This window comes from Algibacter sp. L3A6, from assembly GCF_009796825.1.
Taxonomy (GTDB): Bacteria; Bacteroidota; Bacteroidia; order Flavobacteriales; family Flavobacteriaceae; genus Algibacter.
On sequence record NZ_CP047030.1, the window covers coordinates 30621 to 48809 of the forward strand.

General features: G+C 32.2%; 15 protein-coding genes. 2 read left to right on the forward strand and 13 right to left on the reverse strand.

The genetic code is table 11. From position 1 onward, the window contains the following. Nucleotides 1–54: 54 nt before the first annotated feature. From GQR98_RS00110 to rpsF, 6 genes are all read right to left on the reverse strand, one after another. Complete coding sequence (locus GQR98_RS00110) at nt 55–522, reverse strand: DUF6495 family protein (protein WP_159017719.1); 468 nt, start codon at nt 520–522, stop codon at nt 55–57. A 39-nt stretch (nt 523–561) separates the two neighbouring features. Then, nucleotides 562–1434 (reverse strand): glycerophosphodiester phosphodiesterase family protein, encoded by an 873-nt coding sequence (locus GQR98_RS00115; protein WP_159017720.1) that lies wholly within the window; start codon nt 1432–1434, stop codon nt 562–564. Nucleotides 1435–1500: 66 nt separating this feature from the next. Then, on the reverse strand, nt 1501–4671 hold the full coding sequence (locus GQR98_RS00120) for a carboxypeptidase regulatory-like domain-containing protein (RefSeq protein ID WP_159017721.1): 3171 nt from the start codon (nt 4669–4671) through the stop codon (nt 1501–1503). 135 nt (nt 4672–4806) lie between these two features. Further along, nucleotides 4807–5253, reverse strand: coding sequence for a 50S ribosomal protein L9 (gene rplI, locus GQR98_RS00125; RefSeq protein ID WP_042498223.1), 447 nt, complete (start codon nt 5251–5253; stop codon nt 4807–4809). 13 nt (nt 5254–5266) lie between these two features. After that, nucleotides 5267–5563 carry a 30S ribosomal protein S18 gene (gene rpsR / locus GQR98_RS00130; protein WP_042498218.1) on the reverse strand — a complete coding sequence of 99 codons (297 nt, stop codon included), beginning with the start codon at nt 5561–5563 and terminating at the stop codon, nt 5267–5269. A gap of 2 nt (nt 5564–5565) precedes the next feature. Next, nucleotides 5566–5904 (reverse strand): 30S ribosomal protein S6, encoded by a 339-nt coding sequence (gene rpsF, locus GQR98_RS00135; RefSeq protein ID WP_042498216.1) that lies wholly within the window; start codon nt 5902–5904, stop codon nt 5566–5568. 206 nt (nt 5905–6110) lie between these two features. Between rpsF and GQR98_RS00140 the strand changes: the two genes are divergently transcribed. Further along, nucleotides 6111–6806 (forward strand): LytR/AlgR family response regulator transcription factor, encoded by a 696-nt coding sequence (locus tag GQR98_RS00140; protein WP_042498213.1) that lies wholly within the window; start codon nt 6111–6113, stop codon nt 6804–6806. Between the two features lie 72 nt (nt 6807–6878). Here GQR98_RS00140 and priA read toward each other — a convergent pair whose 3' ends face one another. From priA to nadC, 4 genes are all read right to left on the reverse strand, one after another. Next, entirely contained in the window at nt 6879–9329 is a 2451-nt protein-coding gene (gene priA / locus GQR98_RS00145; protein ID WP_159017722.1) for a primosomal protein N', read from the reverse strand. Between the two features lie 24 nt (nt 9330–9353). Then, complete coding sequence (locus tag GQR98_RS00150; RefSeq protein ID WP_042502886.1) at nt 9354–9776, reverse strand: DUF2147 domain-containing protein; 423 nt, start codon at nt 9774–9776, stop codon at nt 9354–9356. A 2-nt stretch (nt 9777–9778) separates the two neighbouring features. Further along, complete coding sequence (locus tag GQR98_RS00155; RefSeq protein ID WP_159017723.1) at nt 9779–10720, reverse strand: YihY/virulence factor BrkB family protein; 942 nt, start codon at nt 10718–10720, stop codon at nt 9779–9781. Between the two features lie 114 nt (nt 10721–10834). Beyond that, entirely contained in the window at nt 10835–11695 is an 861-nt protein-coding gene (gene nadC / locus GQR98_RS00160) for a carboxylating nicotinate-nucleotide diphosphorylase (RefSeq protein ID WP_159017724.1), read from the reverse strand. A gap of 128 nt (nt 11696–11823) precedes the next feature. Here nadC and rlmH point away from each other — a divergent pair, with 128 nt between their 5' ends. Next, complete coding sequence (rlmH, locus tag GQR98_RS00165) at nt 11824–12297, forward strand: 23S rRNA (pseudouridine(1915)-N(3))-methyltransferase RlmH (RefSeq protein ID WP_159017725.1); 474 nt, start codon at nt 11824–11826, stop codon at nt 12295–12297. 167 nt (nt 12298–12464) lie between these two features. On the opposite strand, the gene GQR98_RS00170 is transcribed toward rlmH, so the two are convergent. From GQR98_RS00170 to GQR98_RS00180, 3 genes are all read right to left on the reverse strand, one after another. After that, nucleotides 12465–12764 carry an HPF/RaiA family ribosome-associated protein gene (locus GQR98_RS00170; protein ID WP_159017726.1) on the reverse strand — a complete coding sequence of 100 codons (300 nt, stop codon included), beginning with the start codon at nt 12762–12764 and terminating at the stop codon, nt 12465–12467. 107 nt (nt 12765–12871) lie between these two features. Then, nucleotides 12872–13285, reverse strand: coding sequence for a response regulator (locus GQR98_RS00175; protein WP_159021042.1), 414 nt, complete (start codon nt 13283–13285; stop codon nt 12872–12874). 10 nt (nt 13286–13295) lie between these two features. Next, nucleotides 13296–18161: a PAS domain S-box protein gene (locus tag GQR98_RS00180; RefSeq protein WP_159017727.1), complete on the reverse strand. Its 4866-nt coding sequence runs from the start codon at nt 18159–18161 to the stop codon at nt 13296–13298. Nucleotides 18162–18189: the final 28 nt, after the last annotated feature.

An 18189-nucleotide genomic window follows, 5' to 3' on the forward strand; every position in this document is an offset into this window, starting at 1 on the left:
AAAAATAAGAGTTTAAATTGAAAACAGATTCTTGTCTTAGAAGCAATAATTAAATTAATTAATCAACTTATAAAAATATTGATACAATTCACCTTTAGTAATAGAAGCGCCTTGTTCAATCATTTTAAACTTATCTAAGTTTTTAGAATCAGAATACGCTTTATCTGCTTGTAAAAACTCAACGTTTTCGTCCATTAAGTTTTCACGAAGCCAATCGTAACCTTCTTGGGTTGTAATATCAACATCATTTTTAATGTTAACTACGATGGCATGCATTTGATCTTCCTTTAAATGAAATAAATACATGTGTTTTGGAGCAAAATGCTCAAGATACTCTGCTTTATTTAAGGCGCCTTCCCAAATTAAATCGCTAAACACATCCAATTCCATTTCAGCTAAATCGGGTTTATTAGCTTTTAAGTTGGTCCACTCATCGGCAGTTATAGATTGGGTTGCCAAAAAGTTTATAAATTCTTGGTGTAATTCTTCGAATTGTTCTTTTGTTAATCTTGAATACTTCATTCTTATATGTTTTTCTCGAAATTAAGAGAATTGTATATTTTATTTTTTAATATTTAAACTTGCAGCCGCTGCAAAAGGCCTATCGGTTGCAATAACATCAACACCTAAATCTACCCATTTCTGATAAAGATGGTCACCTTTAGCTTGTGCTTGCTTATCTAAGTTACCTAAAGTACCGAGCATACAGGTAATTCCTAAATCGTGTAATTTTTTATAAAATGCTTCAGGAGATAATCTAGTTCCAGTAAAAGCAATCATGTTTTCCGTAGGAATTTCAGAATGTAACAACCAATCTAATTCTTTGTCGTTTCTTGCAGATACGGATAACAATAATTCTGGAGCTGCTTTGTAGGCTGCGCTGGCTTGTTTCATATCATAAGTAATAATCACCGAAATATCTTCAGCACCAGTTTCTTTAACCAAAGCGACTACTTGTTCTACAGAGACACTCTTTTTTATATCGATAGTTAATATCACATTATTTGCTTTTGCCCAAAGAAGAACATCTTTAAATAATGGAATTTTAAAAGTAGTTTCGTTACCAAAATCGTCTTCTAAATTATACTGTAATAATTCTTGATAGGTATAATTTGTAATATCACCTTCGCCTGTGGAGGTTCTACCTAAGCTATTATCGTGCATTAAAACAAGTACATTATCCTTGGTTTTAGCGATATCAATTTCATAAACAGCAGGAATACTATCGTTTATGTACTTTAAGGTTTCCAAACAATTTTCTGGGTAGTTCTCTATAGATTTACCTCCTCTGTGCACACTAATAACAGGAGTTTTATTAGCCTGATAAGCCAAACGCTCAATTAAAACTGATTTTGCAGATGCTTCTTGTTTTTTAGGTTCTTCTTTACAAGAAAAACTGACTACAAAAAGACAAAGTATAACTATATATTTCATATTATTCATAAAAAAAGCGCCCCTTAGTTAAGGAGCGCCAAATTTAAGAATATATCTGTTATTATCTTAGAAAATATAGCGTAAACCTACTTGAGCTTGCCATCTAGAAGCTAAACTAGAATCGAAACCAAAGGTTTTAGTTTGATTTTCGTTAAAAGAATAGATGGGTTGCTGCGTTCTGTCTGCAACATAAACATTAGGATCAGGATCGGCATCAGGAAAACTTACTCCAATTGGAATTACATTATTAGGTTGTTGTATAATTCCCCAGTCTGAATTTAATAAGTTACCAAAGTTTAAAATATCTAAACTAAACTGAATTGTGTTTGTTTTATCTTCAGATACTTTAATTCTGTAATCTTGCATGAACTTTACATCCCATTTACCTCTCCAAGGTGCTAATGCTCCGTAACGTTCTGCATATTGACCTCTGTTATCACTTAAGTAATCGTCTTGACCTATGTAAGATTCTAAAGCAGCAGCATCTCCCGTTCCAGCAAATTGCATAGAACTTATTTCTCCAGCAGTAGGAATATAAATTAAATCGTTAATAGACGAACCATCATTGTTTATATCTCCACCATACACGTAGTTAAAACGAGCACCTTGTGCATATTCGAAAAATGTAGATATTGTGGTAGACCATTTATCGTTTCCGTAATCCCATTTTTTACTAGCTACACCAATAAAACGATGCTTATCTCCGTATTTAGAATGTGAAAGCACATCGTTATTTACATTACCTAATGCAGGGTTACCATTAAAAGCATCTCCTGTAATTTCAGCTTCAATAGAATTTACATCTCTAGCATCTAAATAACTATAAGCTAACATAGAATAAAGACCATTTGAGAATGTTTTTTGAGCTTTTAATGAAGCATTCCATATACGACCTTCATTAGAGTTCGTCATCACGTAAGCATTACCGGTAACAACTTCACCCCAAGGTAATGTGGCTTTCGCACGATCACTATCACCATAAATAGCTCTATTATCTACACCTTGTAACTGACTTGTTGGTTTATTTAAACCCCAGTTTTGAACGTGAATCCCGTTTACATCTTTAGTATATGATAAATCTGCTGTTAAAATAATACCGTTTTCAAGTTTTCTATCTAAACCTAAGTTTGTTCTCCAAACTTGTGGAAATTTAAAATCTGGATCTACAGCTTGGTAGAAAAATGCATCTACACCACTAACTTGGTTTCCTACCCAAACAAAAGGAAAACGCCCTGTAAATAAGCCAGTACCACCTCTTAACTGAAAAGAACTATCACCATTAGCATCATAATTAAAACCAACTCTAGGCGACACTAACCAATCATCATTAGGCATTTTTGTAGAATCTATTAATAAAGGCTCTCCTGTATTAGGATCTATATATTCTACATCTGGTAAATAGATTTCTCCGTTTTCCGTATCTATAAACTCTTGCGCATTATCTGCTGTATCAAAAAACAAAGGCTTATCGAAACGAACACCATATGTTAATTTTAGTTTTTCTGAAACATTCCATTCATCTTGTGCATAAAAAGCTAATTGTCCAACGTTTGTTTCTGCTAATAACCAACCATTATCTACTCCATCAGCCAAACTATTTCTAGAGTTAAATGTTGCTTGTGCTGCTGCAAAATCATAATTAGCAGCATTAAAATCGGCAATATCAACATTACCAAAAACATCAAAACCATATCCTTTTAAGTTGAAAGAATTATCGAATTCAAATTTCTCGAAAGATGTTCCAATAGTAAAGGTGTGATCGCCTTGAAAGAAGTTTAAGTTATCTGTAAATTGAAATACTTTTTGATCTAACTTGTTATTAATTGAAAACGGCTCGTGACCAGCAATAATATATGGTGAACCGTCTTTATAAATATTGATAACTGGAGCAGGCGTAGAAAACGGTGTTCTAAAATCATCAAAATGAGTATAACCAATTTGTAATTTATTAGTTGATGTTTCTGATAAAGTAGAATTTAACTCAACCTGTATAGATTTTAAATTATTATTAATTTCGTAACCTGAATTTTGAAATTGTAACGTTGTTGCATCTGGACCACGTGGATTAATAGCCGAAGGATGCGCTGGTTTTTCTTGAGAAGCATTTAAAAAATTATAAACAACAGCTAAACGGTTATTATCATTAATATTCCAATCGATTTTAAAAATACCTTTTGTAGATTCTGAAGCATGTGTAAATCCTTGGTAAGCTCCCGGATCGTAACCTTGAGCTCTTAAAGCTGTTTGCACAGCTATTAAATCACTTTCTAAAACTCTAGACTCGGTAATACCACCTGTACCTGTATTTGGTGTCCAGCCGTTAGTACCTAAATCGTCACGTTCATCCTTTTCAAAGTTTGCAAAAAAGAATAATTTATCTTTAATAATTGGTCCTCCAATACTTACACCATACTGTGTTTGGTTTAAGTCTGGTCTTGCCACATCTTCTCCTTTAATTTTTTTCCCAGTCATGGTTTCATCTCTATAAAAACCATAAACTGTACCATGAAATTGGTTTGTTCCACTTTTAGTAACAGCATTTACTGAAGCTCCAGTAAATCCCGATTGTGTAACATCATAAGGTGCAGTAGATACTTGAATTTGCTCTATAGCATCTAAAGAAACGGGTTGAGAACCTGTTTGACCTCCTGGAGTTGCTGCATCTAATCCAAAAGGATTATTAAAAATAGCACCATCTAAAGAGAAGTTGTTAAATTGATCGTTTCTACCTCCAAAAGACCCACCACTAGCAGTTGGCTCTAATCTTGTAAAATCAGATTGCGATCTAGAAATAGTTGGCAAACGTGTTAACTCTCTACGACCAACACTAGTTTCTGCACCAGTTCTGTCGCTACCAAAAGTACCTGTACCACCAGTACCTTGTATAACTACAGCATCTAGTTGTTCGCTATCTTCAGATAAGGTGACGTCAACATTTTGAGTTTTCCCTAATGTTAAGTAAACATTATTAAAGGTTTGCTCTTTGTAACCTACATAGCTCACTGTAATAGTGTATGGCCCACCTACTCTTAAATTTAGTAAATTAAAACGGCCATCAAAATTAGTTGCCGCTCCATACTTTGTACCTGTTGGTGTATGGATAGCCAAAACATTGGCTCCAGGTAAAGGAACCGAACCTTGATCTAAAACGAGTCCTTTAATATTAGAAGTCGTGACTTGTGCAAAAGCCATTGCTCCAATAAACATAAAGAAAAATAATAATGTAATTTTTTTCATTGTTTGAAGATTGAGTTAAAGTTTTAAGTTTGAAAATTATGCATGCATAACGCTAGTAAAAATAGACCAAAAAAAAACCACTCCAAAGGAGTGGTTAATTATATTTAAAACTTTTATTAACTTTATGTTAACAAATTAGTTTGCTTGAGCAATAACGTCGAATTCTAAATCAACATTTACATCTCTGTGTAAACGAATTGCGGCAGTATATTTACCTAAACGTTTAACAGTTGTAAGCGTGATATATTTCTTATCAATTGCTTGACCTTCTTTTTCTAAAGCCGCTGCTAAATCGATGTTGTTTACAGAACCAAATAATTTGTCTCCTGTTCCAACTTTAGCTTGGATTTTAATTTCTAATGCTTTTAAAGCTTCTGCAACTACATTAGCTTCATCAACTATTCTCTTTTCTTTAAAGGCACGTTGCTTTAAATTTTCTGCTAATACTTTTTTAGCTGAAACAGTTGCGATAATAGCTTGTTTCTGAGGAATTAAAAAATTTCTACCATAACCGTTCTTAACTGTTACAACATCGTCTTTAAATCCTAAATTTTCAACGTCTTGTTTTAATATAAGTTCCATTGTTATCAGTATTTTATTTTAATAAATCAGCTACATAAGGCATTAAAGCTAAGTGACGTGCTCTTTTTACAGCAACAGACACTTTTCTTTGATACTTTAATGAAGTTCCTGTTAAACGACGAGGTAAAATTTTACCTTGCTCATTTACAAATCTTAGTAACCAGTCTGCATCTTTATAATCTACATACTTGATACCTGATTTTTTGAAACGACAATATTTCTTTTGCTTATTAGTTTCAATATTTAGAGGCGTTAAATATCTAATTTCGCCGTCTTTTTTTCCTTTAGATTGTTGTTCTATTGATGACATAATTAAGCTTTTTGTTTAAGTTTCTCTCTTCTTCTCTCTGCCCAAGAAATAGCATGTTTATCTAACGCTACTGTTAAATAACGCATAAAACGCTCGTCACGTCTAAACTCTACTTCTAAAGGATTGATAACCTCTCCGGCTACTTGATACTCAAATAAGTGATAAAATCCACTTTTTTTGTTTTGAATAGGGTAAGCTAATTTCTTAAGCCCCCAGTTTTCTTTTGATACCATCTTAGCGCCGTTAGAAACAAGAAAATCTTCGTATTTCTTTACTGTCTCCTTTATCTGATCTTCAGATAAAACGGGATTTAAGATGAAAACAGTTTCATAATGATTCATAAAAATCTATTTTTATTGTTAAAAATTGGCTGCAAAAGTAATTAATATTTATATCTTACACAACTTAATTGTATTTATTTTAAGTGAAACACGCATTATTCGCGTGTTAAAAAAATGTTAAAATCTACAGTTTGCCGATGATTTTTGGTTTTTAGCCGAATTTTTCGTACTATTGTCGATATCTTAACCGAAATAAAAGAAATGTTATGACATTAAACTGTGTAGTAGTAGACGATTCAGCCATACAACGCCTCTCTATCGTGAAATTAGTAGAGAACCATCCCTCATTAAATTTAATAGCAGAGTACAGTAGTGCGTTGGAAACCAAAAATGGTTTAAACACACATCAAGTAGACTTAATCTTTTTAGATATTGAAATGCCAGTACTAAACGGATTTGAGCTTTTAGATGTATTAAACAACAAACCTCAAATTATATTTGTAACAGGTAAAACTGAATATGCGTTTAAAGCGTTTAATTATGATGCTACCGATTATTTACATAAACCAATTACAAGAGAGCGCTTTAACACCTCTGTAGATAAAGCTTTAGAACAACATAGATTGACTCTAGACTTTAACGAAGAAGATGGCGAACATATATTTGTAAAAAGTAACCTTAAAAAACGTAAAGTTTATATTAAAGACATTAAGTGGATTGAAGCCCTTGGTGATTACGTTAAACTAGTAACTGAAGAAAACAGTTTAGTGGTTTTATCGACCATGAAATCTTTTGAAGCAGAATTACCAGAAGGTAAATTTTTAAGAATTCATAAATCTTACATCGTTAATTTGGATAAAATTGACAGATTTAATAGCAAGAACGTTGAAGTTGGTGCTTATGAAATTCCTTTAAGTAGAAATAAGAAAACGCAACTTGTTGATGCGTTAAATAATATTTAATAAAAACGCTCTCCTTTTAAAAAAGAAAAGTTCGATTAAAAGAAATATTACCCCGTATTTATTTTAGCAGAACTAGTAGTTATCCACATTAAGAATAACACGAACCGAGCGAAAATCTTTTACATTCAAGAAGCTATTGTTAATTTTAACAATAGCTTCTTTTGTTTTTGCTAACGAGTGTTCCTTCGGAATTTTTACTAAAATATTTTTATGATATTGATTTCTAATTCGTGATACAGGTGGGAATTCTGGCCCTAAAACATGTTCTTTAAACACTTGCCTTAACGACGTAGCGTACCAATCTGCTGCGATTTCCACACGATTATAATCTTTATGTTTTAGCGTAATTTTAATTTGCTTATAAATTGGCGGGTATTTAAAATTATACCGCTCGTTCATTTGTTCTTTAAACATATCGATATAATTATTGGTAGACACCTGCTGTAAAATATTGTGGTACGGATTGTAAGTCTGTATTAAAACCTTACCGCGCTCCTCGGTCCGCCCTGCCCTACCGGACACTTGCAACATAAGTTGGAAACTACGCTCGTGCGCTCTAAAGTCAGGAAAATTAAGCATATTATCAGCATTCATAATACCAACTAGCTTTACATTTCTAAAATCTAAACCCTTAGTAAGCATTTGTGTACCAACCAAAATATCGATTTCTTGCTGTTCTAATGCCGTTATAATCTTCTCGTAACCATATTTACCACGCGTAGTATCCAAATCCATACGCGCCACCTTATGCTCCGGAAACAATACCTTTACCTCAGCTTCAATCTGTTCTGTTCCAAAACCTTTGTTATCAAGCTCTGGACTACCACAAGCCGCACATTTTCTAAGCATAGCAACAACATATCCACAATAATGACAACGTAATTGGTCTCGATATTGATGGTACGTTAAACTCACATCACAATTAGGACATTGCGGTGCCTCGCCACAAGTACTACACTCTACAATCGGCGAAAAGCCTCGACGGTTTTGAAACAAAATAATTTGATGCCCTTCCGCTAAGGTTTCTGTCATTTCAGCAATAAGTCTATCGCTAAAATGGCCTTTCATGCGCTTTTTCTTCTGCTTTTCTTTAATATCAACCAACTCCACTTCTGGCATCAATACATCATTAAAGCGATGCATAAGCTCTACAAAGCCATATTTGTTTTGCTGTGCATTAAAATAACTTTCTAAACTTGGTGTTGCCGAGCCTAAAAGTACTTTAGCTTTATGTAAATGCGCCAAAACTACAGCTGTGTCTCTTGCATGGTATCGTGGTGCCGGATCAAATTGTTTAAACGATTGCTCATGCTCTTCATCAACAATTATTAATCCTAAATTATCAAAAGGTAAAAATATCGACGAACGCGCACCTAACACTATTTTCGCTTTCGCGGAAAGTTCTAAAACCTGATTCCAAACCTCAACACGTTCATGAGATGAATATTTAGAATGAAATACCGCGACTTGATCTCCAAAATAATTCTGAAGTCTATTAACCAGTTGTGTGGTTAAAGCTATTTCTGGTAACAAATACAATACTTGCTGCCCAGAATTCAACATATCTTCAATTAACTTAACATACACTTCCGTTTTTCCTGAAGAAGTAACGCCATGCAATAAAGTAACCTGATGCTTCTCGAAAGTCTCTTTTATTTCTGATAAAGCCGTCTCTTGATAACTATTTAGTTTTTTAGAATTTTCATTTTCTTCACCAGAATACTGAACACGGTCTGTTTGAATAAAATATTCTTCTAAAACACTTTTATCAATTAAAGATTTTATAATTGAAGTTGAAGCACCACTCTCTTCCGATAATTCAGAAACTTTTACAGGTTTTCTCGTTTTTGCAGAAATAGAAAACAAAGTCATCACAACATCACGCTGTTTAGGTGCGCGACTTAAATCGTTCATTAACTCATGAAATTCTTTTTCTGTAGAATAAAAAGTATGCAACTTAACATAGCGTACTAATTTTGGCTTATACTTTTCGTAAACCTCTTCTTCAACCGAAATAGCTTCTTTTTCTATTAAACGCTTAATAACAGATAGCACATTCTTTTTACTAAGAATGTTAGAAATATCTTGAATCTTTAAAGACGATTGATGATTTAAAGCTTCGTAAACCAAAAACTCATCATCTTTTAAAATAGATTCGTCTATAGTGGTTTTATTATTCTTAGAAATTACAGTTTCACTTTCTAAAATAAATGCATTTGGCAATGAGGCGCGCATAACATCACCCATAGTGCACATATAATAACTAGAAATCCATTCCCAAAGCTTTAATTGTTTTTGATTAACAACAGGTGATTCATCTAAAATTTGCTGAATTTCTTTAGCTTCATAAGCCGTTGGCGCATCGTGATGCACGCGATAAACAATACCTGTATAAATTTTAGATTTCCCAAAAGGAACAGCAACACGCATACCTGGTTCTATAAAATCGAACTCCGAAGCTGTAATGCTATAGGTGAATAATTTTTGAAGCGGAATGGGTATTATAACGTCTATATAGTACAAAGTAATAATCCTTAAATTGAATAATTATTTATGTCGAATCCAGTATTGCGTAAGGTATAGAAATGCAATATAGCCTCGAACTTGTAGCTTACCTGTTTCTTTATCTAACACAATTCTACATTTGTATTCTTTACCATTTTCAGCATCGAAAATAGTTCCGTTTTTATAATGCTCTCCATGTTTTTCGAGTTCATTAATAATAACCATACCAAGAATAGGCTTGTCTTTTTTATCACCTTCGCAATCTTGACACAAAGTATTTTTATCAAACGGTTCAAGAATCTCTATAACTTTACCGTACACTTTACCATTTTCTTCATAAATATCGATAATACATTTGTGCGCTCCTGTTTCATCATCAACTGTTTTCCATTGTCCTAAAATATCTTGAGATTGAACTGATATCGATAGCATGCAAATTGTAATTAACCAAATGTATTTCTTCATAATTAAAAGCTTTTTCTAAGTTTATTTAATGAGGCGTTCAACTCATAACCAAGCAACAAAATATTTGAGTTGAGCCACAAGTAAAACATTAATATTAATAACGCGCCAATAGACCCGTATAGTTTATTGTATTGTCCGAAGTTTTCGATATACAAACCGAAAAAATAAGACGTTAATATAATAAGTAAGGTTGTAAAAAGAGCTCCTATTGAGAAAAAATTAGAATATTTCCCTTCTTTAGTACCGAAATAATATAAAGTTGCTGTTGCTAAATACACCATAAGTACAAAAAACAAATACTTTACAACATCGGTCCAAAACAAGCCTTGACTTGCTACCTCGTAACCACGATGCTCTAAAGCATTAAACAGCCCTTGTACCACGTATAACTGAAAATACCCTAACACTACAATAGTAATGATAAGTAAAAAAGCCAATATTAACGCAATACCTAGCGCGTACAAATATTGCTTAAAAACATTACGGGTAAGTTGCTCGTGATACGAATTCTCGAAACCGGAAAACACTGCATTTACGCCATTTGCCATTAAACCAATGGATAAAACAAACACAGAAGATAATAAACCACCGCGTTGCGATTGGTCGATGTTTTCAAAAATATTTTCAAAGAAAAAATCTGATGTATTTGGTGGTAAAAACGATTCTAGAAACACTAAAAATTCTATTTTAAAATCATCTATAGGTACATATGGAATAATGATAAGCACAAATAATAGAAACGGAAAAATAGCCATAAAAAAACTAAAAGCGATGGCACTAGCTCGTGTAGCTAAAGCACCTTTTGCAATCCCGATAACATAAAGCTCTACCAAATCGTAAAATGAAAGACCTTCTAACCCTGGTAATTTTAATTTTTTTAAAAACCGAACCAAGATATTAATTACAGGAATTTTATCTAGCTTGTCTTCAATGGGTTTTGTCATTAATAAAAAATTAAACAGAATAAATACAAAGTTAATAAAGTAATTACTGAAAGCAAGGTATAAAAAAAGAGTGTCTATATAGACACTCTTTTATATATTTTATGAAATTAAAAACTATTTCATCGCTTTTAAACTTAAATCCATATTATGTACAGAATGTGTTAACGCTCCACAAGAAATAAAATTAACTCCACATTCGGCATAATGACGAATTGTTGCTTCATTTATATTTCCAGAAGATTCTGTTAGACACTTATTACCAATTAATTTTACCGCTTTTCGAGTATCTTCATAATCGAAGTTATCTATCAAAATACGATAAACACCATCTGATTGTAAAATCTCTTCAACTTCACTTAAATCGCGAGCTTCTACCATAATTTGTAGATCTCTACCCGTTTCTGTTAAATATTCTTTAGCCATAGTAATAGCCTTAGTAATACCTCCAGCGAAATCGATATGATTATCTTTAAGCATAATCATGTCGTAAAGCGCAAATCTATGGTTTTCTCCACCACCAATTTTTACAGCCCATTTTTCTAACACACGAATTCCTGGTGTAGTTTTTCTAGTATCTAAAATTTTAGTTTTAGTACCTTCTACCAAATCTACAAACATTCTAGTTTTAGTAGCAATAGCACTCATACGTTGCATTGCGTTTAAAACCGTACGCTCTGCTTTTAAAATAGATTGAGAAGAACCTTCTACATACATAACAATATCTCCGTATGTTACCTCTGTTCCATCTTCAATACGTACATCTAACTTTAGATTTTTATCTACGTATGCAAAAACTTTTTTAGCAAAATTAACACCACCAATAATACCTTTATCTTTTACTAAAAGTTTAGCTTTACCTCTTGCATTCTCAGGGATACAGGCTAAAGAACTATGATCACCATCACCAACATCTTCACGTATAGCGTTAGAAATTATCATTTTCACTTCTGTATCAAATTGCTCCTGTGTAATCATAATTTGTTTTTGGTTTGCAACAAAAGTAAGAAATTGATTTACGAAAATAAATTTTACTTTTACGAAATTTAAGAATTTTTCTTATTTAAATACATTATTCATAAATACTAAATAGTAATTTTGCTTATATGACTATCAAACTTATTGCCATAGGAAAAACAGACAACAAACAACTTTTAGCGTTAATAGCTGATTATCAGAAGCGTTTAGGGTTTTACATTAAGTTCTCGTTAGAAATTATTCCGGATATAAAAAATTCTAAAAATTTAAGTGAAGACTTACAAAAGCAAAAAGAGGGTGAACTTATTTTGAAGAAATTAAACAATACTGATACCTTAATTTTGCTAGATGAGAATGGAAAACAGTTTGATTCTGTAGGTTTTTCTGACTATTTACAGAAACACATGAACTCTGGAATTAAACAATTGGTTTTTGTTATTGGTGGTCCTTACGGATTTTCGGATGAAATTTATGCCGAAGCAAAAGGTAAAATATCTTTATCTAAAATGACATTTTCGCACCAAATGATTCGTTTGTTTTTTATTGAACAACTTTATCGTGGTTTTACTATTTTACGAAATGAGCCTTACCATCATCGATAAACGAATAACCTAACTCTTTGTTAAGCACATAATATCTACAGTTTGAATTTAACCGATTTTAATCTAAAGCGTTTACTTTTCTAAGCGATTAAAAGCAAAAAAAAAAAAGATGACTAAATTTAATTTCAGTCATCTTTCTAAGTTGTATATGATACCCTTAAATTACTCTAGTGTGTTTTATAAACTTCTTTGCGTTTTTTAAGTTGTTTTTCTAAATCGCTAACTGTTTCCCGAACTGATACTTCAAAATTACGCTCGTTTGATGTAGCAAATATTCTTGGTCCTGGTAAGCTTAATTCAATATTACATATTCTACCAGCATCGTGAGCCTTTTCATCTTGTTTAAAATGAACCGTTGCGCTTATTAAAAACTCATAACGATTAAATAATTTCTCTAATTTTTCTTCTGTGAAAGCTGTTAATGTTTCGCTTGCATCTACTCCTACGTATTCAAAATTTACTATCATAACTTATGTTTTATATTATCAAATATAGCTTTGGGAATTCTGATTTTAAATGATTTTCGTCATATATAAAAATGTTTTAGCCCAACCAACTCATAATCAATAGCTCTTTAATTACTTCCTTTTATTAATTCTTCCATTATGCTTTTAAGCTTCCCTGGCTCAATAGGCTTAATGATATAATCTGATATATCACTAATTCTCTTAGCCTTTTCTATATCTACAGGGTCTACAGAAGAAGACACCATATATATTACGGTTTTCTTACCTAGCTTAGATTTAATTTTAACATACTCTTCCATGAATTGATAACCATCCATGATAGGCATATTAATATCTAGAAAAATAACATCTGGAAGCTCATCATTCTGGTTTAGGTTGCTTAACAGAAACTCTAAGGCTTCTTCTCCATCAGAAAAAACTTTTATATTTTTTTCAAACTCTAATAACTCCAATGTTTTTACTACAGTAAATTGATAAATATCATCATCATCAACTATGCAAATATTAACAGGTGTATTCATCATAACTCAATTAATTAAAATTAATATAAAACGTAGTACCTTCGTTTACCTTGCTCGTTGCATATATTGTACCATTTAATGCTTCTACTTGTGTTTTAACCATAAATAAACCAACACCCTTTGCTTCTGGATGCCTATGAAATACTTTGTTAAGGCCAAATAATTTATGACCGTGCTTTTCTAAATCAATTCCTAAGCCATTATCTTGAAAGAACAATCTAACTTTTCCATCGATAATCTCAGATTTAATAAATATTTCTGGAACACGATTTTTAGAGCGATACTTAATAGAATTCCCTACTAAGTTAAGAAAAATACTTTCTAAATAAATTCTATCGTATTTTATTTTTGATATTTCGGAGAAATCGCTAGTAATAATAGCCTCATTCTTCATGATTTGCCCTGTTAAAATTTCTTTTGTTTTATTTAAAACATCATTAAATTTAAGTTTTTCAAATTCTTTAGGTGTGTTGTTTTTAATTTTAACAGCATCTACTAAAGTATTTAATGTCACCGTAAGGTGATTTATTACTTTTTCAAATTTCTCGAACAAAAATGCTTTATCATCTTCACTAACTGAAGCGTTATACAGACCTAGAAGCGAATTAAGATTACTCACTGGAGCTCTTAAATTATGCGATGTAATGTGTGCAAAATCGGCTAATTGATTATTATTTTTAATTAATTTTTGAGCTAAAATTTCTAAATCGTTTTTAGATTTAATTATTTTATTTTGAGCAGATTTTTGCTCGGTAACATCTCGTATTACAGCAGAAATAAGCATACCCTCTTCCGTTTTCAATGGGCTTAAACTCATTTGTATAGGGAATTCTCGGCCATTTTTATTAATGGCAAACATATCTCGACCTTCGGATAATTCGGTAGTTTTTGGTTTATTAAGAAACGATTTTCTTTGAAACTCATGATCTTCTAAAGATCGAATTGGTAAGAGTAAATCTATAGGTTTATTATAAATTTCGTCTATTGTATACCCAAAAAGCAGTTCTGCTTGCTTATTTATTATCTGAATTAAAGAATCTTCGTTAGTAATTACCATGGCATCTGGTGCAGATTCCAACAAACCTCTAAACTTATTCTCAGCCATTTTTTGAGCTGTTACATCTTGGCAAGTCCCTGTCATCTCAACAACTTCACCTTTTGCATCTAGAACCACTTCTGCTAAGAGCTGAATTGTTTTCACAGAACCATCTGGCAACCAAATACGATGCGTTAAATCCATAAATTCTTTATCCTCAATAGCTTGCTCTACATGTTTCGACACCAGTTCTTTTTCATCATTATGAACGGAATTAAAATATGTATCATAAGCCAACTCGGTATCTTTATCAATGCCAAAAATTTCAAAAAGATTGGTAGACCATTTCACCTCATTTGTAATAAGATTCCATTGCCAGTTCCCCATCATGGTGATTTTCTCAGCAAATGTTAAGAGTTGATTTTTACGTAAAAGTTCGGCTTTTGCTAATTTTTGCGCAGTAATATCACGTATTGCTGCCGAAACTAAAATACCATCTTCGGTCTCTAATGGACTTAAAGTTATCTGAACAGGGAATTCTTTCCCATCTTTATTCATAGCAGCTAAATCTTCTTCCCCAGACGATTCGGTTCCTACTAGATCTCCTAATAATTTATCCACTTTAGATTCACACCCAGATAAAAAACGTTTTGGCAAGAGTAAATCGACAGATTTATTAAATAACTCTTCAATTTTATAACCAAACATTTTTTCTGCTTGCTTATTAATCATTTGAATTTTAGAGGCCTCATTTGTAATTACCATAGCATCTGGCGCCGATTCTAATAAGCCTCTAAACTTATTTTCTGCCATTTTCTGTTCGGTAATATCTTGACAAGTACCTATCATTTCAATAATATCGCCAGCAGTATTCTTAACCACTTCTCCTAAAAGCTGTACTGTTTTTACTTTTCCATTTGTTATTATACGATGCGAAAAACTTGTAAAGCCTTTATCGATAGCAGCATTATCAAAATGCGCACTTACCAAATCTTCATCATCAGGATGCACAAAACTGAAATATGTATTAAACCTTAGGTCGGTTTTTTCTTCATTAAGTTCAAAAATATTATAAAGATTGCTAGACCACTCTACCTTATCCTCAGGGATATTCCATATCCAATGCCCCATAAGCGTAATTTCCTCTGCAAAATTAAGCAGTTGATTTTTACGTAAAAGTTCATTTTTAGCTAATTTTTGTGCTGTAATATCTTGGGTAGTACCAATCATTTCGATAATTTCACCTTGATCATCAAGAATTACTTCACCTAAAGTATGTATTGTTTTCAATTCACCGTTACTAGCTACAATGCGATGTATAAAATTATTAGGAAACGTTTTCTCCACAATGGCATCCGCTACAAATTTAGCTACCATAGCTTCGTCTTCTGGGTGAACAAAACTTATAAATGTTTCGTAACTTAAGTCGATTTGGTTTTTATCACTAGCATAAATCTCATGCATATTATCCGACCATTGTAAAGCACCGGTAACCAAATTCCACTGCCAATTCCCCATCTTGGTTATTCTTTCAGCAAAACTCAAAAATTTATTTTTCAGCAACAGTTCGGTTTCTGCTATTTTTTGTTCTGTAATATCTTGGGTAGTACCAATGACTTCTATAACTTCTCCTAAATTATTGGTTTTAACTTCACCCAAAAGTCGAAGTATTTTAGTTTCGCCTTTAGCCGTTACAATACGGCTTATAAAATCATTTTCAAAAACTTTATTTTCTATAGTCGCTTTAACGTGTTCTTCAACATTTTCCTTATCCTCCGGATGCACAAAATGAACTAAATTATCAAAACTTATAACCCCTTCTTTATCGTCTATCTCATAAATTTCATACATTCCATCAGATAGCCATACTGTATTTCTAAGAACATCCCAACGCCAATTACCCATTAGGGTAATTTTCTCTGCATAATTTAATAATTGATTTTTACGAATCAATTCCTTTTCTGCTATTTTTCGTCCAGAAATATCTGTTGAAACCCCTAAAAAACCAACATTATTACCTTGCTCATCTTTAATAGTCGTTAAAGTTGATTCTACAGGAAAAGTTGTGCCATCTTTTCTAACAAAGGTCCATTCTCTAATATCGAAAGTATCTTCTTTTCCTAAGTCTCGATAAGGATCGTAATTTTCAAATTCCCTCTCGTACTTATTTGCCATATCCCTTCTAAAGTTAACCAACTCTTCTTCTAAGTAAAATACGTTAGGTTGAACTCTACCAATCATTTCAGCTGCGGAATACCCTAAAAAATCCTCTGCACCACGATTAAAATGAGTAATTAAACCTTCATTATCTGTTGAAACTATTGCTAAAGCTTTTGAATTGAATATAGCCTTCAATTCCGTATGAGCCTTATGTAGTGCTAGTTCTGCCGATTTTATTTTATTAATATCTTGAAAAACACCAAAAACACGAGTACATTCACCTCTTATAAATTCTGCTTGCCCGATAGCGCGCGTCCAAATAGCTTTACCTTTAGCCGTTATAAGCTCTAATTCTAAATCGAAAGGTGTTCCTTGCTCCTTACTATCATTAATAGCTTTTTCAATAGCATTTCTACTTATCCCTTCTTTAAAAAACTCAATAGCACTTTCTAAATTTGGCTCATAATCTTCTGGCACTTCATGTATTTCATGAAGTACTTTACTCCAAAAAACATTATTTTTTATTAAATCAATTTCCCAAGTTCCAATGCGGGCTATTTGACTTGTTTTATCTAAAATATTTTCTATAAGCTCTTTTTCGTCTTCTTTCTCCTTTATATGGGTAATATCTCCAGTATGCATAATTAAACCACCAACTTCACCTTCGGAAATGTACCAAGGTCTAACATCCCAAAAAATCCATTGTACTGTGCCATCTAAACGAACAAAAGGAGCTTCGTCACAAACATCTATCGCTCCATTTAAGCATTTTTGATGGTTGGCTTTCCAATCATCCCCAATTTCAGGAAAAAGATCATAATGGCAACGACCAATAATTTCTTCATCTTCCATTTTATAATCTGAAATCCATTTTTTAGAAGCTGCTAGATAGCACATATTAGTATCCAGCATAGCAATAGCTGTTGGTGCCTGCTCTATAAAAATTCTATTATTGGCATCTTTAAGTTCTAAATCTGTTTTTAGCTTTGTAAGTTCAGAAAGGTTCGATTTTATTTCAGTTCTTGATGTTTCTAATTTATCATTAGAAGATTTTATTTCTTTTAAATTGAACAAAAACTTCTTGAATACCGGTCGTATCACCATCAAAAAACCACCTAGCAGTAATAAAAATGTTCCAATAGCAAGAAAATAAATAACGGTTTTTAAAGTCTTTAGATTTTTCTCTCCCTCTTTTTGATATTCAGAAATTAAACTATCTATATTTTCAAAATAAGGCTTCTCTACTTCTGCAATATTTTTAAATTCTGCTTTTAACACCTCAAAATCAGATTGACCGATAAGATTTTTACCTGAGGTTGTTAATTCATTTAAATAGTTTTTGTTTTTTTCTAGAAGTACAGTTACTGTTTCGTTATTTTCTTTTTTATTGTTAATAGCCTGTTGATACCCCTGCAAGCTATCCCATTGTTTTGTAAGTTCTTTTAAAGTATTTAGTGTTATATCAGTCTCCTGCTTTTCGGCATATCCAATACTAAAAGCCAGCTTAGATATGCGTTGCCCTAAAACACGTTGTTTTCCTGCAAGACTAATTAAATTAGAATCTAAAATCTGCGAGCTTATACTGTTTTGAACAATGAACAAAGCAGTTAAAGTTATAATTATAATAGAAGAGACAAATAGTAGATATCTTTTCTTTATAGATTTTTCTAGTTTTTCCATTAATAGCTTATACTCATCAATATTAATT

Bases quoted from the DNA above. Each gene is read 5' to 3' on its own strand.
- rpsR (WP_042498218.1), bottom strand. From the start codon at position 5,563: ATGTCATCAATAGAACAACAATCTAAAGGAAAAAAAGACGGCGAAATT.
- GQR98_RS00150 (WP_042502886.1), bottom strand. From the start codon at position 9,776: ATGAAGAAATACATTTGGTTAATTACAATTTGCATGCTATCGATATCA.
- rpsF (WP_042498216.1), bottom strand. From the start codon at position 5,904: ATGAATCATTATGAAACTGTTTTCATCTTAAATCCCGTTTTATCTGAA.
- GQR98_RS00110 (WP_159017719.1), bottom strand. From the start codon at position 522: ATGAAGTATTCAAGATTAACAAAAGAACAATTCGAAGAATTACACCAA.
- GQR98_RS00175 (WP_159021042.1), bottom strand. From the start codon at position 13,285: ATGAATACACCTGTTAATATTTGCATAGTTGATGATGATGATATTTAT.
- GQR98_RS00170 (WP_159017726.1), bottom strand. From the start codon at position 12,764: ATGATAGTAAATTTTGAATACGTAGGAGTAGATGCAAGCGAAACATTA.
- rlmH (WP_159017725.1), top strand. From the start codon at position 11,824: ATGACTATCAAACTTATTGCCATAGGAAAAACAGACAACAAACAACTT.
- rplI (WP_042498223.1), bottom strand. From the start codon at position 5,253: ATGGAACTTATATTAAAACAAGACGTTGAAAATTTAGGATTTAAAGAC.
- GQR98_RS00155 (WP_159017723.1), bottom strand. From the start codon at position 10,720: ATGACAAAACCCATTGAAGACAAGCTAGATAAAATTCCTGTAATTAAT.
- GQR98_RS00115 (WP_159017720.1), bottom strand. From the start codon at position 1,434: ATGAAATATATAGTTATACTTTGTCTTTTTGTAGTCAGTTTTTCTTGT.
- GQR98_RS00180 (WP_159017727.1), bottom strand. From the start codon at position 18,161: ATGGAAAAACTAGAAAAATCTATAAAGAAAAGATATCTACTATTTGTC.
- GQR98_RS00120 (WP_159017721.1), bottom strand. From the start codon at position 4,671: ATGAAAAAAATTACATTATTATTTTTCTTTATGTTTATTGGAGCAATG.
- nadC (WP_159017724.1), bottom strand. From the start codon at position 11,695: ATGATTACACAGGAGCAATTTGATACAGAAGTGAAAATGATAATTTCT.
- GQR98_RS00140 (WP_042498213.1), top strand. From the start codon at position 6,111: ATGACATTAAACTGTGTAGTAGTAGACGATTCAGCCATACAACGCCTC.